The 25,521-nt window shown below is 70.9% G+C and carries 22 protein-coding genes; 12 read left to right on the top strand and 10 right to left on the bottom strand.

Annotated elements, in window-relative coordinates; all coding sequences use genetic code 11:
* Positions 1–28: 28 nt before the first annotated feature.
* The 4 genes from PPSIR1_RS11375 to PPSIR1_RS11360 are packed head-to-tail and all read right to left on the bottom strand — an operon-like array spanning position 29 to position 3,609.
* Positions 29–760 (bottom strand): Tom37 metaxin N-terminal-like domain-containing protein, encoded by a 732-nt coding sequence (locus PPSIR1_RS11375; RefSeq protein WP_006971197.1) that lies wholly within the window; start codon positions 758–760, stop codon positions 29–31.
* Between the two features lie 9 nt (positions 761–769).
* A complete protein-coding gene (locus tag PPSIR1_RS11370) occupies positions 770–1,603 on the bottom strand; it encodes an SDR family NAD(P)-dependent oxidoreductase (protein ID WP_006971196.1) in 834 nt (277 codons plus the stop codon).
* Between the two features lie 49 nt (positions 1,604–1,652).
* Positions 1,653–2,456, bottom strand: a complete 804-nt coding sequence (locus tag PPSIR1_RS11365; RefSeq protein WP_006971195.1) for a lysophospholipid acyltransferase family protein — start codon at positions 2,454–2,456, stop codon at positions 1,653–1,655.
* A gap of 37 nt (positions 2,457–2,493) precedes the next feature.
* The gene (locus PPSIR1_RS11360; protein ID WP_006971194.1) at positions 2,494–3,609 is read right to left on the bottom strand and encodes a TFIIB-type zinc ribbon-containing protein; all 1,116 of its coding nucleotides are present in this window, start codon (positions 3,607–3,609) and stop codon (positions 2,494–2,496) included.
* Positions 3,610–3,805: 196 nt separating this feature from the next.
* Here PPSIR1_RS11360 and PPSIR1_RS42445 point away from each other — a divergent pair, with 196 nt between their 5' ends.
* Genes PPSIR1_RS42445 through PPSIR1_RS42440 form a run of 3 tightly spaced genes read left to right on the top strand, consistent with a single transcriptional unit; the run spans position 3,806 to position 7,115 of the window.
* The gene (locus PPSIR1_RS42445; RefSeq protein WP_053335348.1) at positions 3,806–4,468 is read left to right on the top strand and encodes a DUF3501 family protein; all 663 of its coding nucleotides are present in this window, start codon (positions 3,806–3,808) and stop codon (positions 4,466–4,468) included.
* Positions 4,453–5,055 carry a peroxiredoxin gene (locus PPSIR1_RS11350; protein ID WP_006971192.1) on the top strand — a complete coding sequence of 201 codons (603 nt, stop codon included), beginning with the start codon at positions 4,453–4,455 and terminating at the stop codon, positions 5,053–5,055. Before PPSIR1_RS42445 ends, PPSIR1_RS11350 begins: the two co-directional genes overlap by 16 nt.
* Before the next feature lie 14 nt (positions 5,056–5,069).
* Positions 5,070–7,115, top strand: coding sequence for a Kelch repeat-containing protein (locus tag PPSIR1_RS42440; protein ID WP_006971191.1), 2,046 nt, complete (start codon positions 5,070–5,072; stop codon positions 7,113–7,115).
* A gap of 167 nt (positions 7,116–7,282) precedes the next feature.
* On the opposite strand, the gene PPSIR1_RS42435 is transcribed toward PPSIR1_RS42440, so the two are convergent.
* The gene (locus PPSIR1_RS42435) at positions 7,283–8,803 is read right to left on the bottom strand and encodes an MXAN_6640 family putative metalloprotease (protein ID WP_157595437.1); all 1,521 of its coding nucleotides are present in this window, start codon (positions 8,801–8,803) and stop codon (positions 7,283–7,285) included.
* A 56-nt stretch (positions 8,804–8,859) separates the two neighbouring features.
* The gene (locus PPSIR1_RS11335; protein WP_006971189.1) at positions 8,860–9,708 is read right to left on the bottom strand and encodes an HmuY family protein; all 849 of its coding nucleotides are present in this window, start codon (positions 9,706–9,708) and stop codon (positions 8,860–8,862) included.
* A gap of 140 nt (positions 9,709–9,848) precedes the next feature.
* Between PPSIR1_RS11335 and PPSIR1_RS11330 the strand changes: the two genes are divergently transcribed.
* The 3 genes from PPSIR1_RS11330 to PPSIR1_RS11320 all read left to right on the top strand — a co-directional run bounded on the left by PPSIR1_RS11330 (position 9,849) and on the right by PPSIR1_RS11320 (position 14,424).
* A complete protein-coding gene (locus tag PPSIR1_RS11330; RefSeq protein WP_006971188.1) occupies positions 9,849–11,876 on the top strand; it encodes a TonB-dependent receptor plug domain-containing protein in 2,028 nt (675 codons plus the stop codon).
* Positions 11,877–11,888: 12 nt separating this feature from the next.
* Entirely contained in the window at positions 11,889–12,536 is a 648-nt protein-coding gene (locus PPSIR1_RS11325) for an HmuY family protein (protein WP_006971187.1), read from the top strand.
* Between the two features lie 118 nt (positions 12,537–12,654).
* A complete protein-coding gene (locus PPSIR1_RS11320) occupies positions 12,655–14,424 on the top strand; it encodes a serine hydrolase domain-containing protein (protein WP_006971186.1) in 1,770 nt (589 codons plus the stop codon).
* Here PPSIR1_RS11320 and PPSIR1_RS11315 read toward each other — a convergent pair.
* Complete coding sequence (locus PPSIR1_RS11315) at positions 14,421–14,963, bottom strand: thioredoxin family protein (RefSeq protein WP_006971185.1); 543 nt, start codon at positions 14,961–14,963, stop codon at positions 14,421–14,423. The genes PPSIR1_RS11320 and PPSIR1_RS11315 overlap by 4 nt on opposite strands.
* Before the next feature lie 110 nt (positions 14,964–15,073).
* On the opposite strand from PPSIR1_RS11315, the gene PPSIR1_RS11310 reads away from it, so the two are divergent.
* The 4 genes from PPSIR1_RS11310 (at position 15,074) to PPSIR1_RS11295 (ending at position 19,343) form a co-directional block, all read left to right on the top strand.
* On the top strand, positions 15,074–16,003 hold the full coding sequence (locus PPSIR1_RS11310) for an alpha/beta fold hydrolase (protein WP_006971184.1): 930 nt from the start codon (positions 15,074–15,076) through the stop codon (positions 16,001–16,003).
* Entirely contained in the window at positions 16,003–16,785 is a 783-nt protein-coding gene (locus PPSIR1_RS11305; RefSeq protein ID WP_006971183.1) for a ketopantoate reductase family protein, read from the top strand. Before PPSIR1_RS11310 ends, PPSIR1_RS11305 begins: the two co-directional genes overlap by 1 nt.
* Positions 16,782–17,414, top strand: coding sequence for a lysoplasmalogenase (locus tag PPSIR1_RS11300; RefSeq protein WP_006971182.1), 633 nt, complete (start codon positions 16,782–16,784; stop codon positions 17,412–17,414). Before PPSIR1_RS11305 ends, PPSIR1_RS11300 begins: the two co-directional genes overlap by 4 nt.
* 285 nt (positions 17,415–17,699) lie before the next feature.
* A complete protein-coding gene (locus tag PPSIR1_RS11295) occupies positions 17,700–19,343 on the top strand; it encodes a hypothetical protein (RefSeq protein WP_006971181.1) in 1,644 nt (547 codons plus the stop codon).
* A gap of 360 nt (positions 19,344–19,703) precedes the next feature.
* Here the strand turns inward: PPSIR1_RS11295 and PPSIR1_RS42430 are convergent, their stop codons facing one another.
* Positions 19,704–20,210 (bottom strand): SRPBCC family protein, encoded by a 507-nt coding sequence (locus PPSIR1_RS42430; protein ID WP_006971180.1) that lies wholly within the window; start codon positions 20,208–20,210, stop codon positions 19,704–19,706.
* Between the two features lie 203 nt (positions 20,211–20,413).
* Between PPSIR1_RS42430 and PPSIR1_RS11285 the strand changes: the two genes are divergently transcribed.
* Positions 20,414–21,091, top strand: a complete 678-nt coding sequence (locus PPSIR1_RS11285) for a hypothetical protein (RefSeq protein ID WP_006971179.1) — start codon at positions 20,414–20,416, stop codon at positions 21,089–21,091.
* Positions 21,092–21,173: 82 nt separating this feature from the next.
* Here PPSIR1_RS11285 and PPSIR1_RS11280 read toward each other — a convergent pair whose 3' ends face one another.
* Together PPSIR1_RS11280 and PPSIR1_RS11275 are read right to left on the bottom strand one after the other, a co-directional pair.
* A complete protein-coding gene (locus PPSIR1_RS11280) occupies positions 21,174–22,358 on the bottom strand; it encodes an ABC transporter permease (RefSeq protein ID WP_006971178.1) in 1,185 nt (394 codons plus the stop codon).
* Positions 22,355–23,224: an ABC transporter ATP-binding protein gene (locus tag PPSIR1_RS11275; protein ID WP_006971177.1), complete on the bottom strand. Its 870-nt coding sequence runs from the start codon at positions 23,222–23,224 to the stop codon at positions 22,355–22,357. Before PPSIR1_RS11275 ends, PPSIR1_RS11280 begins: the two co-directional genes overlap by 4 nt.
* Before the next feature lie 96 nt (positions 23,225–23,320).
* Here PPSIR1_RS11275 and PPSIR1_RS11270 point away from each other — a divergent pair, with 96 nt between their 5' ends.
* Positions 23,321–25,495 (top strand): M13 family metallopeptidase, encoded by a 2,175-nt coding sequence (locus PPSIR1_RS11270; RefSeq protein ID WP_006971176.1) that lies wholly within the window; start codon positions 23,321–23,323, stop codon positions 25,493–25,495.
* Positions 25,496–25,521 lie beyond the last annotated feature (26 nt).

The following is a 25,521-nucleotide window of genomic DNA, read 5'->3' as shown; positions in this document are numbered from 1 at the left end:
GCGCGAGCGGCCGCGACGGCGCGGGCGCTCAGCTGCCCGCCGCGCGGACCTTCGCGTCGACGTGCTCGAACCAGGTCTTGAGCTGAGCCCGGCTGTCGAGCAGCCCGTGCAAGGGCGTGTCGACCTCTTTGGTGGTCGTCCCGTCGATGAAGGCCCAGACTATGGCGTCGAGGCTGCTGGGCTGCTCGCCAAACCACCACGGCCCGGGGTGGCGACCGACGAAGTCCTCGAAGGCGTCGAACAGCTGGCCGGCGCGGGCGAGGTTCTCCTCGGGCGGGCGCCGCCCGACGCCCTGGGCCTCGTGCTGCTTGAGGTTGCCGCGGCGGACGATCCGGAGGACCACGCCGGTGGCCGGGCGGGGGATGCCGACGCGCCGGAGCGCGGCCTGAATCTTCGGGCCGTAGCTGGCCCAGCCCCTCGGCTCGCGCCAGCGAAAGCAGGCCAGGATGAAGTAGAGCTCGAGCTCGCACATCGAGGCGATGGCGGTCCGATCGGCGCGCTGGCCCGGGTCGAGGTCGCGGTCGAGGTCGGCGATGCCCCGCTCGCGCAGGTGCTCGATGATGCGCTCGGAGTCCCCGATGATCGCGCCGTCGTGGTCGATGTAGGGGAGCTTGCCGCGGGGGGCGACGCGCATGTCCCCGGGGCGGAAGGCGTACTCGACTCCGGCCAGGCGCAGGTAGGCGTGGAGCTTGGTGACGAAGGGGCTCAGGTCGGTGAGCGCCCCGTCCCCGCCGAAGCCGTGGAGAACGAGAGAAGCCATGACCCCACGCTACCCCATGCCGGAGCGCTTGCGCAGCCAGTTGATGAAGTGCGGCGGGAGGGGCGGATAGGCGCGCTTGATGAGGTCGATGGAGTAGGTCTCGCGGGTGATCAGCAGCCGACGCCGGCGCTGCTCGACGGCCCGGACGATCAAGTCCGCGGCCTCGCTCGCGGGCATGGCCTTCTTCTCGAAGTAGCGCTTCATCTTCGCGTGGCCGCGATCGCCGAGGTAGAAGCGGCTGTTGTGGATGATCTTCGTGCTGATGCCGCCCGGGTGGACGCACAGCACGTCGATGTTCTCGTCGGCGAGCTCGGCGGCGACGGCCTCGGAGAAGCCCCGCACGGCGAACTTGCTCGCGCAGTAGGAGCTCTGGGTCGGCAGCCCGATGATCCCGAACATGCTCGAGATGTTGACGACGCAGCCCCAGCTGGCCCGCTGCAGGTGGGGGAGGAAGAGCTTGGTGCCGTAGACGACGCCCCACAGGTTGATGCCCATGAGCCACTCGAAGTCCTCGAGGCTGTGCTCGGCCAGGGGCGCGGTCACGGACACGCCGGCGTTGTTCATGACGATGTTGACGTGGCCGTGGGCGTCGATGACCTCGTCGACGAAGGCCTCCATCGCCGGGCGGCTGGCGACGTCGACGATGTGGGTGCTGACCTTGCGGCGGCGGTTTTGGATGACCGCGGCGGTCTCGGCCAGGCCGACCTCGTTGACGTCGGCGATGGCGAGGTCGCAGCCCTTCTCGGCGAGGGCGATGGCCGTGGCCTGACCGATCCCGCTGGCGGCTCCGGTCACGACGGCGATGGCGTTGTCCAGCTTGCGCACCTTGCGAGGCTGGCCCATGCCGCGGGCAGGATCAAGGTTTTTCGCGCGAAGACGGCGTTTATCGCGGCTATCGCCGGGCGTCGAGCTCGGCCCGGGCGCGGGCGATGAGCGTCTCGATCTCGGCGTGGAGCTCGTCGGCGACGACCTTGGCCTTGGCCTCGATGCGCCGGGCTCGGCCGACGGCGAGGACCACCGGCGTCAGCGGGCGCGAGGCGATGGCCTGGGCGTGGCTGAGGAAGTTGTCCTGGATGTACTCGCAGCCGGGGGGGTAGGCCAGGCCGATGGGCACGTACTCGACCTCGAGCTTGCGGCACGCGGCGAAGGCCCCGGCGTTGAAGGGGCGCAGCTCGTCGCCGGCGAAGGTCGTGCCCTCGGGGAAGATCGACACCGTGCGACCGGCGGCGAGCTGGGCTCGGATCGCCCGGATGGCCTGGGCCCCGCTGCGGGTGGACTCGCGGTCGACGAAGATGGTCTGGGCCTTTTGCGCCGCGAGGCCGAGGATGGGCCAGGACTCGATGTCGCCGCGGCTGAGCACGGAGCCGCCGAAGTGGGTGATCAGGATGGGGATGTCGACGGCCGAGCGGTGGTTGCTGACGACCAGGCGCGGGCCCCTGGCCGGGGGCGGGAGCTCGCCGAGGATGGTCAGGTCGACGCGCAGGACGTCGAGCATGACCCGGGTCCAGGTCCGCATGTAGCGGTCGAAGATCTGGTCCTGGCGGAGCTCGACGGCGTCCGAGTCGGGGCCGCCCTTGCGGGCCTGGAGCTTGCGGTCGATGGCCTTGTGGGACTCGACGGCCGCGAGCATGGCCGCGGTCCAGCCGAACAGGCCGGCGGTGCGCAGGGGTCCACGGGCGCGCTCGCGGATCGACATGATTGGGGACCCTAGCAAGGGCCGCGGCCGGTGGCCATCAGCCCTCGGTGGCCGAGAGGATGAGCACGATCGCGGCGACCAGCAGGATGCCCGCGATGACGGCCAGGGCGATCTTGACGGCGCTGTAGGGCCGCTCGCCCGCGGGCTCGCCGGTCCGCGCGTTGATCACGAAGCGGAACACCTTCTCCTTGTAGCGGAAGCTCGACAGCCACAGCGGCAGCAAGAAGAGCTTGAAGGTCGGGTCGCGGTAGTTGGTCGACTTGCTGTGGATGCGCTGCTCGTCGCCGCCGATGTCCGAGCGGATCGCCGAGCGGATCCGCGGGTCCATCTTGTCCTTGGCGACGCCGAAGCCCTGCTCGAGGCCCAAGGTCGCGCGCTCGGCCATGAAGCCGCTGAGGAAGGCGGGGTCGAAGCTGCGCAGGGACTGGAGGTCCCAGGGCTCGAGGGTGTCGGTGAGCTTGACCGGCAGCGACTTCGACGCGCAGATCAGCACGTCGTCGAAGTGCACGCGGACCGAGCCGCGGACCGAGTTCCACCGGGTCTTGCGGACCTGCCGGGTCTGGGTGTTGCCCTCCGAGTCCGTGTAGGTCTCGGTCACGTAGTAGTGGGTCCCGCGCTCGCCCTGGTAGCTCGACACGGTGGTCGTGTCGTAGGTGTAGTAGGGCAGGTAGACCCCGTCGATCTTCGCCTTCTTGGCCCGCTTCGCCAGGTCGTTGGGCGCGAACCACCGGCTCTTGATCCAGTCGGCGAAGATCTGCGCGGCCTGCTTGGCCTCGATGTGGAAGGGCAGCAGGCTCTCGGGCACGATCGTCGCCCGGTCCTCCTCGATGGGCACGATCATCGGGGAGTCGCAAAAGGGGCAGGAGGCGGCTTGACCGGTGATCAGGGTGACCGCGCCGCAGCCGTTGCACTGGATCTCGTGGCCGCCCTGGGCGAGCTCACTCGCGGGGCGCTGGGCGAGCTCTCGCAGCGCGTCCTCGAGGCTGCGCTCGCGGACGGGGGCGCTGCTTTGCTGGCCGATGTCCTGGACGGCGCCGCAGTAGTTGCAGGTGAGGTGGGTCGTGCCCGGCTCGAACTGAAGCTTCGCGCCGCAGGACTGGCAGGGGAATTCCTGGTGGGAGGTGCTGGCGGGGGCGCTCAGGCCTTCGGTCATGGCGGGGCCAATCTACCGCGGGCCGACTCGGGGGCGGGGGAGACGCTGAGCTGGGCTTGGCAGGGATTCAATTGAAGTCGAGTGTCAAAATCTGGGTGGCCCAATGAGATCCAACTTGGCATTGGAGGCTCTTCACGTGACTCCCGTCATGAAAAAGATCCTTGATATTGAAATCAGTATTCAATATCTTGAGTTGGTGAGCACGGACGTCCCGACTGAGATCGAACTGCGCGACATCCTCCCCGTCGCCATTTTCGAGCGCGTTCGCGACCGCTGGGGCCCGATGGTCTGGCGCGTCAAAGCCGCGCGCCGAGTCGAGTTCAGTCACCTGTCGGTGCTCTTCGAGAGCCGGACGACCGCGCTGTGGCAGATCCACGAGGTCCTGCGCGTCGAGTCGCGGACCTCCACCGGGGACATTCAGCGCGAGATCGACGAGTACGCGCGCCTGGTCCCGGGGCCGGGGGTGCTGACCGCCACGCTGTCGATCCACGCGGGCTCGGCCGCCGTCGGCGAGGTCTTCTCGCGGGAGCTCGACACCGGCCTTATCTGTCTCGAGGTCGGCGCCCATCGCTGCCCGTGTCGACGCCTGGATCCCGACGATCGCGAGCCCGCGGCCATCCACTACATCGCCTTCGACGTCACCGAATCAGCCCAGGCCGCGCTCCATGCAGGCGAGCCGGGCTGGCTCCGGGTCGAGTCGAGCGTCGGCTGCGAGCGCCTCCCGCTGGGGCCCGAGACCCGCGCGTCTTTGCTGGAAACCCTGGATCTGGGCCGGCCTCCGCGACCCTCCGCGGATGAGCCGAGCTCCGACACCTTCATCCCCATCCTGAACGCAGATCAAACATGGCCATCCTGGTAGGAAAACCCGCCCCCAACTTCAACTGCTCGGCCGTCCTGGCCGACGGCACCATCGACGAAGCCTTCGAGTTCGCGAGCGCGACCAAGGGCAAGTACGCCCTCGTGTTCTTCTATCCGCTGGACTTCACCTTCGTGTGCCCCTCGGAGCTGATCGCCCTGGACCACCGCGTGACCCTGTTCCGCGAGCGCAACGTCGAGGTCATCGGCGTGTCCGTGGACTCGGCCTTCACCCACGCCGCGTGGCGCAACACGAGCCTCGACGACGGGGGCATCGGCGCGGTGAAGTACACCCTGGCCGCCGACCTCAAGCACGAGATCGTCTCGGCCTACGGCATCGAGACCGCCGACGGCGTCGCCCTGCGGGCCGCCTTCTTGATCGACCGCGAGGGCGTCGTGCGCTCGCAGATCGTCAACGACCTGCCCCTGGGTCGCAACATCGACGAGCTCCTGCGCCTCGTCGACGCGCTGCAGTTCCACGAGGAGCACGGCGACGTGTGCCCCGCGGGCTGGAACAAGGGCGACGCCGGGATGACGGCGACGGCCGAGGGCGTGGCGAGCTACCTCGCCGATCACGGAGAGCGGCTCTAGGGCTCGGAGCAGGGATGATGCACCGCTCCATTCACCACGGGCTCGCATGGGCCGGGGGCGCCACGGTGCTCGCGGCGCTGTGCCTGAGCCTCGGCTGCAACGGCGGCCAAACCGTCAGCCCCGACGTGGCCCCGAGCGCGGACGAGGCGTCGGCGGACACCGCCGCGGACACCTCCGAGCAGGGCCCGAGCCTGGCCGTCGACACCGAGGTCGGGCCGCCCCTGCTGCCCCTGGGCGTGACCAGCTTCGGCGCGACCAGCCTCGGCGGCGACACCTACATCCTCGGCGGCTACTTCGGCACGCCGCACCAGTACGACGAGACCGGGCAGACCGGCGCGCTGCTCCGCGCGAGCGCGGGCGGGCAGCGCTGGGAGAGCCTCGGCGAGATCGAGCCGCTGCAGTCGGTGGCCCTCGCCAGCGTCGACGGCCGCATCGTGCGGGTCGGCGGCATGCGCATCCTCAACGCCCCCGGCGAGGACGCGGACATGCGCTCCATCGCCGAGGTGGGGATCTACGATCCCGCCACGAACACCTGGACCGAGGGCCCGGCGCTGCCCGAGCCCCGCTCGTCCCACGAGGTCGCGGCGATCGGCTCGGTGGTCTACGTCGCGGGCGGCTGGACCCTGTCCGGGGGCCCCCGCTCGGGCACCTTCCAGACCCAGGCCCTCGCCCTCGACCTGAGCGCGGCCGAGCCGAGCTGGCAGGCCTTCGACATGCCCTTCGCGCGCCGTGCCCTCGGCGTCGCGGCGGCGGGCGGCAAGCTCTACGCCGTGGGTGGGATGACCGACGCGGGCAAGATCAGCACCTCCGTCGACATCTACGACCCCGCCACGAAGACCTGGTCCAAGGGGCCGGACTTCCCCGGCGAGCCCTTTGGCCTCGCGGCCGAGGGGGTCGGCGAGGCGCTCGTCGCCTCGGGCAACGACGGCGTGGTCTACCGGCTCGAGCCGGGCGCGGACGCCTGGAAGGCCGCGGGGACCCTGGCCTTCCCGCGCTTTTTCCACCAGCTGGTCGAGAGCCCCAGCGGGCTCCTCGCCCTCGGGGGCATCCACGGCATGAGCCGCGACGCTCGGACCCGCCAGGTCGAGCAGGTCTCGCTCGCAGGCTCGAGCGAGGCCCAGGTCCGCGGGCTGTGGCGCCTCGACAGCCCCGGGGCGGCGAAGAACCGCATGGGCATGGTGCTCCACGACGACGCCCTCTACCTGTTCGGCGGCAACCGCAGCGTCGGCCAGCACGACTTTGGGCCCGAGGACTTCCTGGCCGAGGGTCACCGCCTGCACCTGCCCTCGATGACCTGGTCCGAACTCGCGGACCTCCCCGTCCATCGCCAGACCATGGGCGCGGCCGTGGTCGACGGCACGATCGTCGCCGTCGGCGGCTTCGGCCACCCTCAATGGGGAGAGTCCGCGCGGACCCACGGCGAGGTCTACCACTACGACCTCGAGGCGGGCGCCTGGACCCTGAGCTCGGTGGGTCTGGTCGGGACGCGCAGCCAGTTCGGCCTCGCCGTCCACGGCGAGCAGCTGTGGATGTTCGGCGGCCTCGACTACGACCCCGCCCGCGCGGGCGAGGCGGCCTTCGACCACCGCCTCGACGTGCTCGTGGCCGAGAACGCGGGCTCGGCCTTCGAGCTCAGCGGCGTCGAGCTCACGGGCCCGCGCCGGGCCTTCGCTGGCGCCGCCCACGACGGCCGCTACTTCATGTTCGGCGGGATGCAGGGCGGCTTCGAGCCCGTGACCACCTGCGAGGCCTTCACCTTCGAGACCAAGACCTGGTCGACCATCGCGTGCCCCGGCGCGCCGGTGCTCTCGGCCCAGCTGGTGGCCATCGACGACGCCCTCTACCTCGTGGGCGGCTCGAAGATGGGCGCAAAAGGCCTCGAGCCCAACCTCGCGATCCAGCGCTACGACCCCGAGGCCGACAGCTGGTCCACGGTCCTCGACGCCATCCCGCTGCCGGCCAAGCACCTGCGCGCCTTCGCCTTCAACGGGCGGTTGCTGCTCTACTCGGCCCACTTCGCCGACGCGACCCAAGCCATGGTGGCGCTCATCGAGGTCTGACTTCCTTCACTTCGGGCCGCGAGCCCAGCTGGTTTGCGCCACCGTCGGTTGGTCAGTCCGATGGTGTGTCGCTGGAGGGACCAGCTGGGCTCGTCCGGCCTGAACCCCAACGCCTGACCCCACCTCGAGCACGATCGAGGTGGGGTCTTTTATGTTGGCTCTGGCCGTCAGCGGCGGCGCCGGAAGGCGAGGCTGGCGACCAAGAGCAGGGCGGGCCAGCCGGCTCCGCGGGGCTCCGGGTCCGAGCGGCACCCGCAGCCGGCCCCGTCGTCGTCGAGGCCGAGGTCCTCGTCACCTTCGGTCTCGTCGGTCTCGTCGGTCTCGTCGGTCTCATCGCCCGCGCCCGTCTCGGAGCCGCCCTCGTCTCCAGGCTCCTCCGTGTCGAGGCAGGCCGCGACGAAGGTCGGGTCGCCGAAGCACAGCCGGGTCTTGGCCGAGGCCGCGGCTTGCTCGGACAGGCTGCCGACGAGCCAGTAGCCTCCCGCTGGCGCGTCGCCGAGCGCGACGACCGCTGGGGCCTCGGCCCACCAGCTGGCGAGGGGCTGCTCCAGGGGCCCGTCGAGGGCCCCGTCGGCGACGGGGAAGACCGAGAGCGCGAGGGCCGGGTGGCCGGTGTCCGTGCCCACGGCCAGGGGCCCGCCGGCGTGCTCGAGGCGGTAGTAGTTGGCCGCGAGCGGAGAAAAGCGGGCGTCGTCCTCGATGGCCGGCCCCGCGCCTTCCTCGGGCACGCCGTCGAGCTGGGCGGCGAAGGAGTGGCTGGGCCAGGCGCCCGCGCGGGGCCCGGTGGCGAGGTTGAGGCGGGCGAACTCCGACCACGCGCTCGGCAGGTCGTCGCCGAGCTCGAGCAGCAAGTCCGCGAGCCCGGCGATGATGTCGACGTCGTCGCCGTCCTCGCTCTCCGTCGCGAGCTGCAGCCCGAGGTTCATGGGCGCGCCGTGGCGCGTATCGAGGAAGACCCAGAACAAGGCGGTGCCGTAGGCGAAGCTCTGGACCGGGCCGGTCGGCGGCTTGTCGATGGGCCGATCCGAGAGCGCGAGGTAGGCGTCGCACTTGGCCAGGAAGTCGCCCGAGGCTGGGATGACCAGGGTCTGGGCCCAGGTCGCCGTGCCCTCGCTGAACCACACGGGCTGATCGCCGTCGTAGGCCGACTGCACGGCGTGGAAGAGTTCGTGGATGACGACGGTGTCGAGGGCGTACTGGAGGCTGGGGTAGCTGTAGCCGGCGAAGTCGTTCTCGAGCCCGATCCAGCCCGTGCAGTGCCGGGGGGCGCTGGTGCAGGCGTCCGTCGAGAACACCCCGTCGGAGCTGCCTTGGAAGTCGACGAGGTAGATGTCGAGGGCCTCGCTCCCGCCGAGCGCTCCGAGCCCGAGCGCTGCCTCGGTCACGGGGGGGCGAAAGCCCTGGTCGGCGTAGAGGCCGAGGCCCTCCACGGCGACCTCGGCGACGGCCTCGACGTAGTCCGGGACGCCGCTTTGGTCGGCGTCTTCGAGCAGGGTCTGGCTGGGGCCGGCGGCCGCGTAGTGGACCCGCACGAGGCCCGAGGGATCCTCGTGGAAGTCGACCTCGTCGTCCGCGGCGTAGGACCACAGCCCGCCCTCGGTCGGGCGCGGCGGCAAGCCGTCGTGGGTCTGGGCGCGAGCCGCCGGGGTCGCGCAGCGCGGGGAGGCGTGGACGCGCAGCGGCGCCACGACGATGAGCGCGGCCGTAACGCTGAGCCGCGCCTCGACGCGCCTGGGCCCGCGGATCACAGCAGCCGCCAGCGCCAGGTCAGCATCGCCGACTCGCTGCCCATGGTGCCCATGGTGTTGCAGCCCTCCTGGCCCTCGCCGTAGTAGGCCTCGACGGTCAGCTTGGCGACGGAGCCGTCGTCGAGCTCGACGAGGAAGACCTGGCCCGTGGTCGTCACGCAGCCCGCGTAGCCCCACCAGTCGGCGAGCAGGTAGTTGGGGTCGCCAAGGCCGACGCCGTCTTCGACGAGGGTGCAGCTGTCGTCGTAAAAGTCCTCGGCGGCGTACTCGGCCGAGTCGGGCGCAGCGCTGAGGTCCGCGTAGCTCGCGTCGACCGCGGCCACGTGCACGCAGCCGGGGCCCGAGGTCCCGCTGTTGACCCGGATGCCGTAGCGCTTGGCCGCGAAGTGCCACGCCGTCGACTCCATCGCGGCGTAGTCGTCGATGGCGACCTTCTCGAGGCCCTCGGGGGTCATACGCAGGTAGATCCAGGGGTTGCTCGCGGCCGCCATCGAGCCTCCGGCGGTCGCGTCGACGACCGAGACCCAGTCTTCGCCGTCCTGGGTGGAGTTGACCTCGCCCTCGGCGACGGACTCTTGCAGAGACAGGTCGAGGATCAACGCGTCCTCGCAGGGCAACTCGCCGCAGGCTTCCCCGCCGGTCTCGCCGGTGGTCTCGGTCTCGGTGGTCTCGCCCGCTTCGGTGCTGGTCTCGGTCTCGCCGTCCTCGGTGGTCGCGTCCGACTCGCCGTCCATGTCGCCGGTGTCGGCGACGGTGGTCTCGCCGTCGTCGCTGGCGGGGTCGGTGCAGGCCAGCGCGAGGCCGAGGAGCGAGAGCGGTGCGAGGTGCGCGAAAATGATTTTCATGAAACTGATTTTCAATTTTGCTTTCTGTGATCGCAAACTCAGACCGAGCTTAAATCTCACCATGAGACATTTAATGACCAAGATGTCGTGTGAGTCATCATGATATTGAATGTAATTTTCAATATTGTATGATTCAGGAAATGCTCTGCCTCGCGCTCACCGCCAGTCTGGCGGCGCCCCCCGAAGCGACCGATGGGGAGGATCCTGGGGCCGCGTCATCCGCGTCGGAGACGGGCGAGGTCGACGGGGAAGCGGGCGCCGAGGGTCGACGGAGCCGGCGAGCTCGAGGCCGCCAGGAGGCCCGCGACGAGGTCGATCCCGAGGTCCGGGAGATCGAGGTCTCGACGGGCACGCGGACCAGCCGGGACGCCGCGACCACGCCGGTGGCGACGACGGTGGTCTCGCGCGAGGACATCGTCAACTCCGGCGCCGAGACCCTCGACGAGGTCCTCGAGCAGCAGGGCGCCGGCGTCCAGACCTCCCCGGGCATCGGCGGGGTCGGGGCGACGCTGCGCGGCTTCAACCCCGAGCAGGTGCTGATCACCATCGACGGCCAGCGCGTCACCGGGCGCATCGGGGGCGCGGTCGACCTGAGCCGGCTGACCGTCGAGAACATCGAGCGCATCGAGATCGTCCAGGGCGCGGGCTCGGTGCTGCAGGGCTCGGACGCCGTCGGCGGCGTCATCAACATCATCACGCGCAAGCCCGACGAGGGCGTCCAGGCCGAGGCCCACGGGGCCTACGGCTCGCGCAACACCATCGACGCCACGGGCCGAGTCGCCGGCGGCATGCGCCGCTGGCAGGCCTCGCTCACCGGCGGGCTGCACCGCAGCGAGGGCTGGGACGCGTCGCCCGAGGACGAGGCGACTACCGGCGACGGCTTCCAGGCCTGGAACGTCGGCGCCGGGGTCCACGTCCAGCCCTTGTCGGCGCTGCGCATCGACCTGACCGGCAGCTACCTGCGGCGCAATTCCGAGGGCGTCGACGTCACCAACGGCGGGGCGATCCTCGACCGCCGCAACTTGACCGAGACCACCGACGCGACCCTGGCCACGACCTGGATCGACGGCGACAGCCAGCTGCAGACGACCCTGCACACCAACATCTTCCGCGACCAGTTCCGCCAGGATCAGCGGGGCGACGACGCCCTCGACCAGTACCAGCCGACCTGGGACCAGGTGCTCCAGGTCGGGGCGCAGTACGACCAGCTCGTCGGCAAGCACGTGCTGACCACGGGGGTCGACCTGCAGTTCGAGTGGCTGCGCACCGATCGCCTCGAGGTCGAGCTGGGCGGCTCCGGGCCCGACAACGATCGAGCCCAGCGCAGCCGCGCCGCGCTCTTTGTCCAGGACGAGTGGGTCCCGTCGACGGCCCCGCGGATCACCGTGCTCCCGGCCTTGCGCCTGGACTTCGACTCGCAGTTCGGCGTTTACCCCACGGGCCGCCTGGCCCTGCTCGTCGCGCCCCTGGACGAGCTGAGCTTCCGCGTGTCCTACGGCCGCGGCTACCGGGCGCCGAGCTTCCGCGAGCTCTACCTGGCGTTCGCCAACGCGGGCGTCGGCTACCGCGTCCAGGGCAACCCCTCGCTGCGCCCGGAGCAGGCCTGGACCCTCAACGTCGGGGTCAGCTACCTGCCGACCAAGAACCTGACCTTCACCGCCTCGGTGTTCGACAACCAGCTGCGCGACCTGATGACCGTGGACCTCGTTGCCGAGGGGGGCGCCAACCAGCTCCAGGTGTTCAGCTACGTCAACGTCGGCACGGCGACGCTGCGCGGGGTCGAGGGCACGGCGGACGTGCGCTTCGCCAAGTACTTCGGGGTCGAGGGCAGCTACCAGTTCCTGCACGCGCGCCAGCACGGCAGCGACCAGCCCCTCCCCAATCGGCCCGCGCACCAGACCACCTTCGGGTTCCGCTTCTTCCACGGGCGCTGGGGGACGCGCGCGTCCGTGCGCGGCCGGATCCAGGGTGAGCGGGCCTTCTCGGTCACGGAGGACTCGGCCGAGTTCGCCGACCCCTTCGCAACCATCGACGTGCGCGTCAGCCAACGTTTCCTTCGCTACGTGACGGCCTTCGTCGGCGCCGAGAACCTGCTCGACGCTGGCGACGCCGTCGTCAACCGCATCGCCCCGCGCAGCTTCTACGCGGGCATCAATGTCCGCTACTGACGGGAGCCCACCATGAATCTCCGAGACCATCGACTCGCAACCCTCCTTGCAACCCTCCTCGCAACCTGCCTGACCCTGGCCTCGACCGCCTGCGCCGAGGACATCGGCTTCGACGACGAAGCTGGAACGGGGGAGGGGACCGAAGGCGAGGACGAGGGCGCCGACGAGGGCGGGGCCGAGGATCCCGTCACCCACACCCAAGAGCCCCCCTACACGCGGACCGTCGTCGACGCCACCGACGAGAGCGCGTGGATCTACCTCGACCTCGACGCCGTCGAGACGGTCGACGAGGACGGGCCGTGGGACGTGGCCTTCCTGCGCTTCAACGTCGCCCTCAACGGAGGCGTGAGCGGAAGCGGAGGGGTCGAGGCCGCCATCGTCGAGGGCATCGAGCTCGAGGACTACGCCGCCCTGGAGCCCGACGCGGCGTTCATCACCGACGAGCCCGAGGTGGAGGAGGACGACAACGACGACCCCGAGTACGCCTTCGGCGGGTGGTACGACTACGACTTCATGACCCACGTCCTGAGCCCGAAGCTCCAGGTCTACGTGGTCCGCTCGACCGAGGGGGCGCTGTTCGCCGTGCAGATCGACGACTACTACTCGGAGGCCGGGACCTCGGGCTACATGGACTTCCGCTGGCTCGCCGTCGAGGGCTAGGCGCGGGCCGCTTCCCCAGGTGTCAGGCGCCTGGTGCCGTGTGAATTGGGGCACGCGGCGCTGAAAAAAAGATCGCGTCTGGTGACACCCCGCGGGGGCGTCAGGGTTCCATGTCTCGATGACGCTCCACGGTAGCGACCCCTCCTCGCCGAGCTCGGCCCGCTTGCTCCTGTTCTCCTGCCTCGGCCTGGCCCTGGCCTCGAGTGCATGCAGCGGCGACGACTCCCCCTCCGACGACGAGGCCGCCGGTGACACGTCCACGGAGGACACGGACACGGACTCCGACACGGACACGGGCTCCGACACGGGCTCGGGCTCCGACTCCACGACCGGCGGCCAGGGAGACCCGCTCGACGCCGAGGCCATCGCCCGCATCGAGGACGCCGTCGAGCTCACGCTCGGCACCGGCTACGCGACCGGGTGCAGCGTCGCGATCTGGCGCGACGGCGCGGTGATCTACGCCGAGGGCTTTGGCACCAAGAACGAAGCCGATGAGCTGGTCACGCCGGACACCCTGTTTCAGATCGGCTCGGACACCAAGAAGATGACCGCGATCGCGCTGCTGCGCGAGGTCGACGCGGGCGCCCTCGAGCTCGACTCGACCCTCGCCGAGTTCTTGCCCGGGCTCGAGCTCGAGGCCTCCCCGGGGGTGTTCGACACCCTGACCGTCGACCGGCTCTTGTCCCATCGCTCGGGCCTGTTCGACTACACGCCCTTCGACGACGCCCCCGACGACGCCGAGCTGCAGGCGCGGACCTACGCCGAGTTCGCGGCCAACGAGTACGCGATGGTGCCGCCCGGCGTCGCGTGGAGCTACAGCAACCCAAACTACACGCTCGCGGGCGTCTTGACCGAAGCGCTCGCCGAGCGTCCCTGGGCCGACGTCGTGATCGACGACGTCGCGGCGCCCCTGGACATGGACCACACCTACGCCCGCCGCGACGACATGCTCGCCAGCGAGGTCGACATCGCCAGCGGCTTTGGCCCGATCCTCAGCTCCGAGCTCGACACCTTCTCGCTGCTCGCCCAGCTCGCGATCGAAGAGGGCCCGGCGGACTGGACCAGCCCCGAGGACCACGCCGACAACGCCTTCACGCGTCCGGCGGGCTTGGTGTGGTCGACCGCGACGGACATGGCCAAGCTCGGCGGGTTCTTGATCGAGGGCGACGAGGCCGTGCTGTCCGACGAACTGCGCGAGCAGATGCAGGTCGGCCAGGCCGCGCTCGGGCCGGGGATCGATCCCGAAACGCTCGGCTACGGCTACGGCGTGATGGCGGCGCGGGGCTTCAACGGGCCGCAGGGCTACCGCGACGTGCGGGTGGTCCAGCACGGCGGCAACACCCTCGACATGACCTCGACCTTCGTGATGCTCCCGGATCAGGGGGTGGTGGTCTCCGTGCTCTCGAACGGCTCGGGGGACGACATGAGCCTCGTGGCCGCGGTCGCCCTCGAGGAGGCCGCGGAGGCGAATCTGCCCGAGCCCAGCGAGCCGACGACCCCCTACGACCCCCCGGCCGAGGATCTCTCGGTCTACGCTGGCGCCTTCGGCAGCGTGGAGCTGGGCGAGGCCTCGATCGCGTGGAGCGGCTCCGAGCTCGAGATCGAGGTGCCGCTGCTCGCCCAGCTCGAGGTCGAGCTCGCGCCCGCGATGACGCCTGTCGCCCGGGACGTGTTCGTGCTCTCGTCCGAGGCTGGGGAGTTCGAGGTGGCCTTCTACCCGGGGCTCGACGCGACGCCCAACCGCTACTTGGTCAACCGCTCGTTTGCGTTCACGCGCGACGCGGAGGAGGGCAACGGGATCTTGCCGCTGCAGCTGCTCGCGCCGATGAAGCCCGCCCGCTCGCGCCCGCTCTCGCCGCCACGCTGGGCGCGAACGCGAGCGCTCTAAAAGAGGCCGTCGGCCGCGGCCGCCTGGAGCACGGGCTCGAGGCGGCCGCGCAGGTTCTCGATGGCCGCCTCGCCCTTGACGCTGCCCTCGAGGCGGTGGGGGCTGGGCTTGCCCTCGGCGTCGGGCACGACGAACAGCGGGATCATCTTCGAGCGGTAGCCGGCGGCGACGAGGCGCTCGCGGTCCTGGTCGAGGTCGAACTCGAGCAGGCGCAGCTTGGGGAACACGGCGTCGAGGCGGCCGTCGTCGACGGCGGCGTGGAAGTACTGGCAGGGCTCGCACCAGCTCGCGCCGACGTAGACCACGAGCTGGCGATCGTCGGCGAGGGCCTGGGTCCGGGCGGCGCGGACGAGCGCGACGACCTCGCCGGCCTCGGCGTGCACGTACTCGGGGCCCGTCGGCGCGGGCGGGGCCTGCCCGTCTTTGTCGTCGGCTTTCGTCGCGCCGTCGGCCTGGCTCGGGGGGCTCGAGCAGGCGGCCAAGAGGCAGGTCAGCGCCGCGAGGGCGAGGGCCGAGGGTCGACCGAAAGCAGCGAACATGCGCTGATGATATCCGCGTTCAAGTCGTCCACAAGGCGGGCTGCGGCGCGCCATCGGGGGCTCTTTGGGCCTCTTTCCCCGGGCGCCGAACAATGTGTTACCCACGCAGCATGGACGATCTCGCCTACCACCCCCCCGGGACCGAAACCTTCGTCGGCTGCCTGTTTTCGGGGTTGCGGGTGCGCTGGTACGAGCGCGGTCCGACGGCAAAGGGGCGGAGCAAGGCGAGCGCGCCGACGATCTTGTGTCTGCACGGCTTCCCCGATCTCTCGGTCTCCTTCCGGGAGCAGCTCGAGGGGCTCTCGGAGCGCTACCGGGTCGTCGCCCCCGACCTGCGCGGCTACGGCGGGACGGACGCGCCCAAGCGCGTGCGGGACTACGACCTCGACCTGCTCGTGCGCGACGTGGTCGAGCTCATCGACGCCCTCGGGGAGGAGCGGGTGCACCTCGTCGGTCACGATTGGGGGGCGGTGATCGCCTGGGAGGTCGCGCAGCGCCACGGCGGCCGGCTGCGCTCGCTGACGACCATCAACTGCCCGCCCTACCAGATCCTGTTCAAGGAGATGTACCGGCCCAAGCAGCTGCTCAACAGCTGGTACATGTTCCTGTTTCAGTTGCCCGTGGTGCCGGAGCTCTACGTCAGCCGTGATCCCGACCAGCTGATCCGCAAGCAGATGCGCGAGACCGCGGTCCACGAGCAGGTGTTCACGGCCGAGCGCCTCGAGCCCCGGATCCGCCAGATCCGCGAGCGCGGCCTGCCAGGCCTCAACTACTACCGCGCCCTGGCCCGGCGGCTGCCCCGGCGCCTGCGCCCCATCCACGTGCCGACCAAGCTCATCTGGGGCACGCAAGACCACGCGCTCGGGCAGTGGTTCGCCGACGAGGCCCACTACCGCGGCTGGGTCGACGACTTCGAGGTCGTGCGCATCGACGACGGCGCGCACTGGGTGCACGAGGAGCGGGCCGAGAAGGTCAACGCGTGCATCCGGGCGCAGGTCGAGGCGGTCGAGGCCGCCCGCAGCCAGCGGGAGGCGGGCTGATGATCGTGGTCGGAGCGGGGCGCGTGGGCACGGCCCTGGCGGCCCTCGATCCCGAGCGCGTGACCCTGGTCGATCGCGTCGCCAACTGGGCCTTCGTCGGCGCCGAGGCGCCTGGGCGGCCCGGGGAGCCCATCGTGCTCGCGGTCCGCAACGACGCCCTGCCGGCGGTGCTCGAGCGCATCCCGAAGGCGCGCCACCCGGACCTGGTGTTCGTGCAAAACGGGATGCTGCGCCCCTACTTGGACGCGCGAGGTCTCGGCGAGGCGACCCGGGGCTTGCTCTTCTTCGCCGTGCCGACCCGCGGGGCCGCCCTCGAGCCCGGCGGCGAGAGCCCCTTTTGCGGCCCCAAGGCCGAGGCGGTGGTCGAGGACCTGCTCGCCATGGGCGTGCCCGCGGCCGTCGTCGACGCGCCGAAGTTCGCGGCCGTCGAGCTCGAAAAGTTGATCTGGAACTCGGCCTTTGGCCTGCTGTGCGAGGCCAGGGCCTGCGACGTCGGCACGGTCGTCCGCGAGCACGGCGAGGCCCTGCGCGCGCTGGTGGCCGAGATGCTCGCCGTCGGCGGCCCGGAGCTCGGCCTCGTCGGCGAGGCGGCCCTCGAGCTCGAGGCGCTGGTCGAGCGCCTGGCGAGCTACAGCCTGTCCATCGCCAGCTACCGCGGCGCGGTCAAGGAGTGGACGTGGCGCAACGGATGGTTCGTCGAGCGCGCGCGGGCGAGGGGGCGGGCGTGCCCGGTCCACGACGGGCTGCTCGCCGAGGTCGGCCGCGGGGGAGCGCCGGCGTGAGCACGCAGCTGTGCTTCTTCGCGACCCTGATCTTCTTGGCCGCGCACCTCTACGGCGAGCGCCGGGCCGCCTCGCCGGCCTACCTGGCGGCGACCAAGCTCGGCGCGTCGACGGGCTTTTTGGCCACGGCCATCGTCAACGGGGCCTTCGACTCGGCCTTCGGCCAGTGGATCTTCGTCGGCCTCGCGCTCTCGTGGGTCGGCGACGCGTGCTTGCTCGGCAAGGCGCGCGCCCCCTTCCTCGCCGGGCTCGTCGCCTTCTTGCTCGGCCACGTCGGCTACGTGGTCGCCTTCGCCGTCCGCGGCCTCGACGTCAACGCCACGCTGACCGCGATCCCGCTGCTGTTCGGCGTCGCGCTGATCGTCGATCGCTGGCTGCGGTCCCACGTCGACGGGGGCATGCGCGCAGCGGTGCGTGCGTACATCGTGGTCATCTCGATGATGCTCGCCTGCGCAGTTGGGGCGTGGCGCGGAGGGGCCCCACCGATCGCGCTGATCGGCGCGCTGGCCTTTTACCTCTCGGATCTCTCCGTCGCCCGCGAGCGCTTCGTCGAGTCGAATTTCATCAACCGAGCCTGGGGTTTGCCAGCCTACTATCTGGGCCAGCTGTGTCTGGCCATGGCCGTGTAATCGCGGCCCTTTCCGCGGCCTGAGTCGCGGACGTGGGGCAGGGAGGGCGTGGCGTCGTCCGCGACGGCTATAATGGACAGGGACTGTGAATTCATTCACAGCCCCTGAGTCCCGTCTCCCGCTCTGGAGATGGGGTCGGGGACACGCCACTGTACAGGCTGTCAAGGTCGCTCCGCGCGGTGCTCTCGCGCCTGTCGCGGCGTGTGTTGAGGTGCTGAGCAGGTGGGCGGTCTTGTCCTGGTCCGGGAAAACGAGCAGGCTAGGCGGCCCATCGGGTTGAACCCCATGCAATCTACGGAGATCGAGAGCTGGACCTTGGAGACCCTCGACGCAGCCACGACCTGGGGCGCGCGTCCGTCGATCTACGCGCACGTCGAGGCGGCCGTGAACGCCCTCGAGGAGCCCGCCTTCCTCGGTGAGCTGCCCCTGCCCGACGGCGCCGTCGAGGCGGAGTCGGCCGCGGCCGGGGCGGTGTTCGGCTCGGAGCTGAGCGTCGCCGACGAGCGCCTGCGGGCCAAGCAGATCGCCAAGGCGGTCCGCGACCTGCTCGCCGACTCGAGCGTGCCCAACCTGCGCCACCTGGCTCGGCTGCTGTCCCGCGGCCCGGTCCTGGGTGTGCTCGACGACGTGCTCGCGGAGGTCGTGGCGCGCGGCGAGCTGCAGCCCGATCGCTTCCATCGCCTGGCGATGTTCCTGATCCGCGAGGCGCCCGAGCGCGAGCTGGTCAAGCTGGGCATCGGCATGCTCGGCGTGCTCGTGGGCTGCGACGAGCGCGAGGTCTTGCTGACCATCGGCCGCCACGAGGAGTTCACCCTGTTCGCCGCCGTCGCCCTGGCCGCGACCCTCGAGCGGCCCCAGGTCTCGCTGTGGGCCCTGGCCAAGGGCGCGCGGGCGTGGGGCCGCATCCACGCCGTCGAGCGCCTGGCCGAGAGCCTGAGCGCCGACCCGGACCCCGGCGAGCTGGGCGCCCAGACCTTCGAGTCGATCCGCGCGTGGCTGGTCCGCGAGGGCTACCGCAACGCGGTCATGGACGACTACCTGGCGCTGACCTGCGCCCGCGCCGGTCGCCTCGAGCAGGCGCTCGCGGCCGACATCGTCGACGACGCGCTGCTCGACGGGGCCGCGGGCATCCTCGCCGCCTTGCTGCGCGCGGGCCCGGCCGAGCACATCGAGGACTACGGCGAGGCGCCGCAGGTGGCCCAGGCCTACCTGCGCCACCTGTCCCGCCGCCCCGGGCACCGCCCCCTCGACCTCATCCACCTGCTCGTCGCCGAGCAGCTGCGCGAGTTCATCGCGCCCGTGGGCGACGAGCTCGAGGACGACGCGACCTTGCGCGCCCTGGGCTGGGACCTCGACTGCCGCGCGGCGGTGATCGAGATGGCGGGCCAGGTCGTCGCGCGCTCCGAGTGGAGCGAGCAGGTCGAGGCCGGGCTGGCCGGCGAGGACGAGCTGCGCTTTCACCAGGCCGACGCCGCGGCCCAGCTCCTCGGCATCGACAGCTGGCCCCACCACCACCGGCGCGTGGTCGCCGAGCCGCTGCACTCGCAGTCGTGGTTCCCGCTCGTGCACACCGAGGACGCGGCGCGCCTCGACGTGGCCATCGAGCTGGCCCGGGCGCACCTGCCCCTCGACGCCATCGCCACTGGCCCCGCGGACGAGCCTGGCCTCGGCCCCGAGTTCGACGTGCACGACACCCTGCTGATCGTCGTGCACGGCCTCGTCGATCGCTCGGGCAAGGGCGCCGAGCTCCTCGCCGCGGCCCTGCGCTCGCCGGCCACCCGGATCCGCCGCGGCGCGGTGCGGGTGCTCTCGACCTGGGGCGAGGGCCTGGGCGGCCTCGAGCCTGCCCTGCGCGCGGCTGAGGCCATCGAGCCCGACCGAGACCTGCGCAGCGACATGCAGACCGTGCTGGCTTCGTCGGCGGTCTGAGTCGTGGACGTGGGGCAGGGAGGGCGTGGCGTCGTCCACGACGGTTAAAGTAGACAGGGACTGTGAAAATTTCACAGTCCCTGAGTCGTGGACGTGGGGCGGGGAGGGCGTGGCGTCGTCCACGACGGCTAAAGTAGACAGAGGGTTGGCCAAACTCGTTTTGGCCGACCCTCTGAGTGCTGTTTTGCCCCCACCGGGGGCTCGGGACCGGGGACGCTTCGTCGCTGTCCGCTCCTCCGCTCGGGTCGTGGGCCAACGTCGTTCGTGCCTTCGAGAGGCGTGGATTGTCTGAGTTCGATTTTGGTTCCGCTTGGGGTCGACCTGGGTTTGGCTTGGGCTCGACCCGAGACTCCGCGAGCTCTACTGGGGCTCGAGGCGGGCTCGGAGGTTGCTCAACAGGCGCTCGTGGGCGGCCCGCGCGGTGTCGAAGGAGAAGCGACCCAGGAGGCGATCGAGCAGCCAGGGCAGGGTGATCTCGACGCGCTCGACGAGCCGACAGTGCGGATACCCCTCTCGAGGGCCGGGGCGCGGGAGCAGCGTGAACTGACTGGTGAGCCTCAACATTGGTTTGCTGCGAGCCTCGAAGCGGACGGCGAGCGTGCCGTGTTCGTCCGCCTTCGTGTCAGCTTCACAACGAATGGCGATGCGGTTGGGGTAGCGCAGGCCCAGGATGGGGACGCGCTCGATGGCGTCGAAGCGGGCGTGAGCGCGGCCGTGACCATCCTGGGGGTGGGAGCGCTCGTGCTCGATGATCTCGGTGATCAGCGGCTGCAGCCCGCGATGATTCTGGGGTTCGCGCAGGTGCGCAGCCACGCTGCTCGGCGACGCCGCGATGACGCAGCTCAGCTCGAAGGATCGCGTCGCCATCTCCTGGGAGTGTTGATTGCGGTAGGGTAAGGACGCAAGGTCAACGCTCTCGGTGCAGGACTATGTTGGTTGATCGCCCATGTACTCGAACCTGGTGTCCCCAATCGGGTCGAGTCAGAATTGCGTGCATTCGCTATCTCTTTCACTAGCCCTTGACCGCTAGGCACAAATCAGCGACACCGTGCCGCACGGAGTTTCAAGCGATGAAGATCACCAAGCTAGTTCTGACCGCGGGCCTCGTGGCCGTGATGTGCACCTCTTTGACCGCCTGCAAGGACAAGGGCGACGGGACCGAGAACCCCGACGGCGAGGAGGAGAGCGACAAGGACCCGATGGAGGAGCTCAAGGCCATCCCCACCGACATCCAGGCGGAGGTCGACCTGGTCCTCAAGCCCATCACCGACCTCGAGAAGCTCATGGCTGACATCGAGACCGCGCCCGATCGCCTGGCGATCACCACCGCGGACCTCAAGGGCATGGTCAGCGCCTCCTTCGATGGTGGCAAGATCGAGATCGACACCAACCTCGACATCACCGCCGACGCCCGGGCCGAGCTCCAGGCCATGCTCGAGCTGGCCCTCGACGTCGCCGCCGGCATCAAGAACACCCCCGACACGGTCACCACCGCGACCGCGAACATCGTCGGCCACGGCGCGCGCGCGACCACCCTGGCGACCAAGCTGACCACCAAGCTGACCGCCAAGGTCAAGTTCGCCAAGGGCGAGGAGAAGGCCTCCCTCGAGGCGCAGCTCCAGGAGATCACCCAGCTCGAGGCCGACATCTCGACCACCATCGACGAGGCCAAGGCCACCGTCACCGAGCTCCCGGCCAAGATCGCCGAGATGGGTGCCAAGTTCACCGCCAGCCTCGCGGTTGGCTGAGTTCCACCTCTACCACCGCTCCGAATGGCCGGCGACCGTCTCCATGGCGGCGCCGGCTTTTTCGTGCCTGACGCGCGGAGATCTACAGGTCGCGGACGGCCCGGCTGCCCACGGCCAGACCCGCGAGCCCCAGGCCCACGAGGGCCGCGCACCAGGGCAGCAGCTCGGCGAGCCCAAAGCCGCGCCACACGGCGCCCTCCATGGCCATCAGCGCCCAGGCCACGGGGCTGAGGGTCGCTGCGCGCTGGAGCAGCTCGGGGAGCATGAACAGCGGCACCATGCCGCCGCCGACGACGGCCATGGCCATGAGGATGGCCCAGCTCATGCCCGCGGCGGAGGCCGAGCGGCGGCCGAGGGCGGCGAGGGCCGTCATCACGCCGACGAAGCCCAGGCCCGTGGACAGCACGGCGAGCAGCAGCAGCGGCCAGCTGTGCGGGCGCACGCCGAAGCCGAGGGTGGCGACGGCGAGCAGCACGGCGGCGACGGCGAGGATGGCCACGAGGCAGGCGAGGGCCTTGCCGACGAGCAGCTGCCAGCGGGGCAGGGGGGCCACGGCGAGGCGCAGCAAGGTGCCTTGATTGCGCTCTTGGACCAAGCTGGTGGCGAAGGTGGCCGCGCACGCGAGCACGGCCCAGATGATGCCCTGGGGGAAGGTGACGGCGAAGGGGCTCGGGGGCTTGGTCAGCGCCGCGTCGTTGGACTGGTCTCCCGGTCCGCCTCCAAGCCAGTCGAGGTGGACGGTGAGGGTCGAGGCGCCGGGCTCACCCGCGCGCGCGCGGTGCAGGGCGAGCTCGAGGGCCTGGCCGAGGACTTCGGCCTCGCTGCGCCGCCGCGGGTCGACGCGCACGCGGACCTCGGGGGTGTCGGCCGCGAGGGCGAAGTCCGGCTCGAGCACGACCATCGCGGGGGCGCCCCCGCTGCGCACGCGGGCCTGGGCGTCCTCGCGCTGCGCGGCCTCGAGGCGCACCCGCGGCGTCGCGTCGAGGGCCTCGAGCAGGGCGCGGGAGTCGGGGCTGTCGGCCTCGTCGACGGCGAGCACGACCATGGCGCTCGACTCGGCCCCGGCTTCGCCTTCGTCGCCGGTCGTCAGCGCGCCGAAGCCCGGACCGAGGGCGCCAAAGAAGGTCGCGAGGATCAGCGGCCAAAAGAAGGTCAGGAACACGCCGGCGCGGTCCCGGAGCAGGAGCTGCAGGTCCTTGCGCGCGAGGGCCCACGCGGCGGTCCAGCCCGCGCGGGGCGGGGCGGCGCTGTGCTCGGCCGGGCTCACGTGTCGCGCAGGCTCCGGCCGGTGAGCTCGAGGAACACGTCCTCGAGGCTGGGTTGATCGACGGCGAAGCGCTCGACGGCCCCGTGCTCGGGCTCGAGCGCGGCCGCGAGGGTCCGCAGGGCGTCGAGGGGGGCCTCACCGTCGAGGGCGTGGGTGTGGGCGTGGCCGTCGGCGAAGCGCACCCGGAGCCTGGCCGCGCCGGCGTGGGCGGCGAGCAGCTCGGCGGTCGCGTCGACGGCGAGCAGTCGCCCGCGGTCGAGGATGCCCACGCGGTCGCACAGGCGCTGGGCCTCCTCCATGTAGTGGGTCGTGTAGAGCACGGTGACCCCGGCGTCGCGCAGGGACTCGATGTTGGCGAGGAGGTGGTCCCGGGACTGGGGATCGACGCCGACGGTGGGCTCGTCGAGGAGCAGGAGCTCGGGCTCGTGGAGCAGGGCGACGGCGAGGTTCAAGCGCCGCGCCATGCCCCCCGAGTAGGTCCCGACGCGGTCGTCGGCGCGCCCGCGCAGGCCGACGAAGTCGAGCACCGCGGCGATCCGCTCGCTCCGGCGGGCGCCGTGCAGGCCGTAGAGCCCCGCGAAGAACGCGAGGTTCTCGGCGCCGCTGAGCTGGGCGTAGAGCGCGAGGGGCTGGGGCGCGAAGCCGACGCGGCGGCGCACGGCGGGCTCGCGGGGGTCGCCCGCTGCGACGCGGACCGAGCCGCCGTCGGGAGTGAGGGAGCCCACGACGAGCCCGCACAGCGTGCTCTTCCCGGCGCCGTTGGGCCCGAGCAGGCCAAACACCTCGCCCGGGCGAAGGCGCAGGGTCACGCCGCCCAGGGCCTCGCGCTCGCCGTAGCGCTTGCGCAGGTCGGTCAGCTCGAGCACGGCGCGACTGTACGCGACAACGCCGGCCGGGCACAGCGCGCAGGCGCTCTTCGCAGGCGCAGACGGCCTCGCCGGGGTCTGGCATGGTCGGGGCACATGCTCCGCTCCGCCGCGCTCCCCCTGACCTGCTGCTCCCTCCTGGCCGCGCTCGCGTGCAAGCCCGGAGACTCGACGACGCCCGACGCGAGCCCGCAGCCGGAGCCGGCCCACGTCGACGACGTCGCAGTGGAGCCCTCGGGGGAGGTCCCGAGCACCGGCATCGAGGGTCTGGTCGCGTCGATCGACGCCGACGCCGACCCCTGCCAGGACTTCTACCGCTACGCCTGCGGCGGGTGGCTCGACAGCCACCCCCGCCCGGCGGACAAGCCCCGCTACGGGCGCAGCTTCAACACGGTCCAGGACAACAACCGGGCCATCCTCGCGTCGGTCCTCGACGCGGCCGCGGCGAAGGCCGCCGCTGGCGAGGCGGGCCTCGACCCGGGGACCCAAAAGCTCGGGGGTTACTACGGCGCGTGCACGGACATGGCGGCCCGGGACGCCGCCGGCATCGAGCCGCTCGCGCCCATCCTCGCCAAGATCGACGGGCTGAAGTCCAAAAAAGCGCTCATGCCCCTGGTGGGCGAGCTGCACGCCACGGTGTGGGGCCGCGTCGGCTGGCTCGGCATGCCCGCCATGCCGCCCTTTTTCATGGTCGGCGTCGACGCGGACTACATGGACGCGCCGGACATGAACATGGCGATCTTCGTGCAGTCCGGCCTCGGCCTGCCCAGCCGCGCGATGTATCTGCCCCCCGAGGGCGCCGAAGGGGAGGGCGGGCGCGCGCTGCTGGCCGCCTATGAGGCCCACATCGCCGAAATGCTGACCCTCTCGGGGGTCGAGGCTGCCCAGGCCAAGGCCGACGCCGAGGCCGTGGTCGCCATCGAGGTCGCCCTGGCCGAGGCCTCGCTGACGCCGGTGCAGCGCCGGGACTCCGAGGCCAACTACCACAAGGTGGGCTTCAAGGGCCTCAAAAGGCGCGCCAAGGGCCTCGACTGGAAGGGTTACTTCCAGGCCGCCGGCCTGCCCGAGACCAAGTCCGTCAACCTGGAGTCGCCCGAGTACATGGGCGCCGTCGCCGAGCTGATCAAGGACCGCCCGCTGCCCGAGCTCCAGGCTTACCTGCGCTGGATGGTGGTCCACGCCACCGCCAACGACCTGAGCTCGACCTTCGTCGACGCGAACTTTGGCCTGGCCAAGCTCGTCCTCGGCGTCGAGGAGATGGCGCCCCTCGAGGAGCGCTGCAACGACTCGGTGATGTGGGCGCTGCCCGACCTCATCGGCCAGGCCTACGTCGCCGACGCCTTCCCCGGGGACAGCAAGGCCATCGCCGACGACATGATCAACCGGATCAACGCGGCGATGGAGGCCAGCTTCCCGACCCTCGAGTGGATGGACGACACCACCCGCGGGCGCGCGAAGGACAAGATCGCCGCCATGGGCCGGAAGATCGGCTACCCCGACGCGTGGAAGGACTACGCCGAGGTCGAGATCGGGGCGAGCCACTTCGCCAACGTGCTGGCGGAAAAGCGCGCCCACGCGGCGCACCAGGTCAGCCAGGTCGACGAGCCCGTCGACAAGGCCGAGTGGCACATGCCCGCGCCCCTGGTCAACGCCTACTACAACCCCACCGGCAACGAGATCGCGTTTCCGGCCGGCATCCTCCAGCCGCCCTTCTTCGACGCGAGCGCGCCCATGGTCATGAACTTCGGCGGCATCGGGGCCGTCGCCGGCCACGAGCTGACCCACGGCTTCGACGATCAGGGCCGCAAGTACGACGCGACCGGCCGGCTGCGCGAGTGGTGGGAGCCCCAGGTGTCCAAGGCCTTCGAGGAGCGCGTCGCTTGCGTGGTCAGCCAGTACGACGCCTACACCATCGAGTCGGGGGCGGCGGTCAGCGGCGAGCTGACCGCGGGCGAGAACATCGCGGACATCGGCGGGGTCAAGGAGGCCTACATGGCCTACCAGACCTGGGCCGCGGAGCAGGGCGAGGCCGGGGCCGCGCCGGTCGCCGAGGGCATGACCAACGAGCAGGTGTTCTTCGTGGCGTGGGGGCAAAACTGGTGCCAGCACGCGTCCGAGGCCGAGGCCGAGCGGCGCCGCCAGGTCGACCCCCACTCCCCCGGGCGTTGGCGCGCCATGGGCCCGCTCATCGACCTGCCGGCCTTCGCCGAGGCCTTCAGCTGCGAGCCCGGCACGCCCATGAACCCGACCGATCGCTGCGAAATTTGGTGACGGTAGACAGCGACGGCGGATCCGTG

This window comes from Plesiocystis pacifica SIR-1 (genome assembly GCF_000170895.1).
Taxonomy (GTDB): Bacteria; Myxococcota_A; Polyangia; order Nannocystales; family Nannocystaceae; genus Plesiocystis; species Plesiocystis pacifica.
This window is presented reverse-complemented; position numbering and strand designations above follow the sequence as displayed.

Coding starts and splice junctions, on each gene's coding strand:
- PPSIR1_RS11305 (WP_006971183.1), top strand. CDS start 16,003: ATGATCGTGGTCGGAGCGGGGCGCGTGGGCACGGCCCTGGCGGCCCTC.
- PPSIR1_RS11295 (WP_006971181.1), top strand. CDS start 17,700: ATGCAATCTACGGAGATCGAGAGCTGGACCTTGGAGACCCTCGACGCA.
- PPSIR1_RS11285 (WP_006971179.1), top strand. CDS start 20,414: ATGAAGATCACCAAGCTAGTTCTGACCGCGGGCCTCGTGGCCGTGATG.
- PPSIR1_RS11330 (WP_006971188.1), top strand. CDS start 9,849: ATGCTCTGCCTCGCGCTCACCGCCAGTCTGGCGGCGCCCCCCGAAGCG.
- PPSIR1_RS11375 (WP_006971197.1), bottom strand. CDS start 760: ATGGCTTCTCTCGTTCTCCACGGCTTCGGCGGGGACGGGGCGCTCACC.
- PPSIR1_RS11350 (WP_006971192.1), top strand. CDS start 4,453: ATGGCCATCCTGGTAGGAAAACCCGCCCCCAACTTCAACTGCTCGGCC.
- PPSIR1_RS11310 (WP_006971184.1), top strand. CDS start 15,074: ATGGACGATCTCGCCTACCACCCCCCCGGGACCGAAACCTTCGTCGGC.
- PPSIR1_RS11315 (WP_006971185.1), bottom strand. CDS start 14,963: ATGTTCGCTGCTTTCGGTCGACCCTCGGCCCTCGCCCTCGCGGCGCTG.
- PPSIR1_RS11360 (WP_006971194.1), bottom strand. CDS start 3,609: ATGACCGAAGGCCTGAGCGCCCCCGCCAGCACCTCCCACCAGGAATTC.
- PPSIR1_RS42430 (WP_006971180.1), bottom strand. CDS start 20,210: ATGGCGACGCGATCCTTCGAGCTGAGCTGCGTCATCGCGGCGTCGCCG.
- PPSIR1_RS11325 (WP_006971187.1), top strand. CDS start 11,889: ATGAATCTCCGAGACCATCGACTCGCAACCCTCCTTGCAACCCTCCTC.
- PPSIR1_RS42440 (WP_006971191.1), top strand. CDS start 5,070: ATGATGCACCGCTCCATTCACCACGGGCTCGCATGGGCCGGGGGCGCC.
- PPSIR1_RS11365 (WP_006971195.1), bottom strand. CDS start 2,456: ATGTCGATCCGCGAGCGCGCCCGTGGACCCCTGCGCACCGCCGGCCTG.
- PPSIR1_RS11370 (WP_006971196.1), bottom strand. CDS start 1,603: ATGGGCCAGCCTCGCAAGGTGCGCAAGCTGGACAACGCCATCGCCGTC.
- PPSIR1_RS11335 (WP_006971189.1), bottom strand. CDS start 9,708: ATGAAAATCATTTTCGCGCACCTCGCACCGCTCTCGCTCCTCGGCCTC.
- PPSIR1_RS11270 (WP_006971176.1), top strand. CDS start 23,321: ATGCTCCGCTCCGCCGCGCTCCCCCTGACCTGCTGCTCCCTCCTGGCC.
- PPSIR1_RS11320 (WP_006971186.1), top strand. CDS start 12,655: ATGACGCTCCACGGTAGCGACCCCTCCTCGCCGAGCTCGGCCCGCTTG.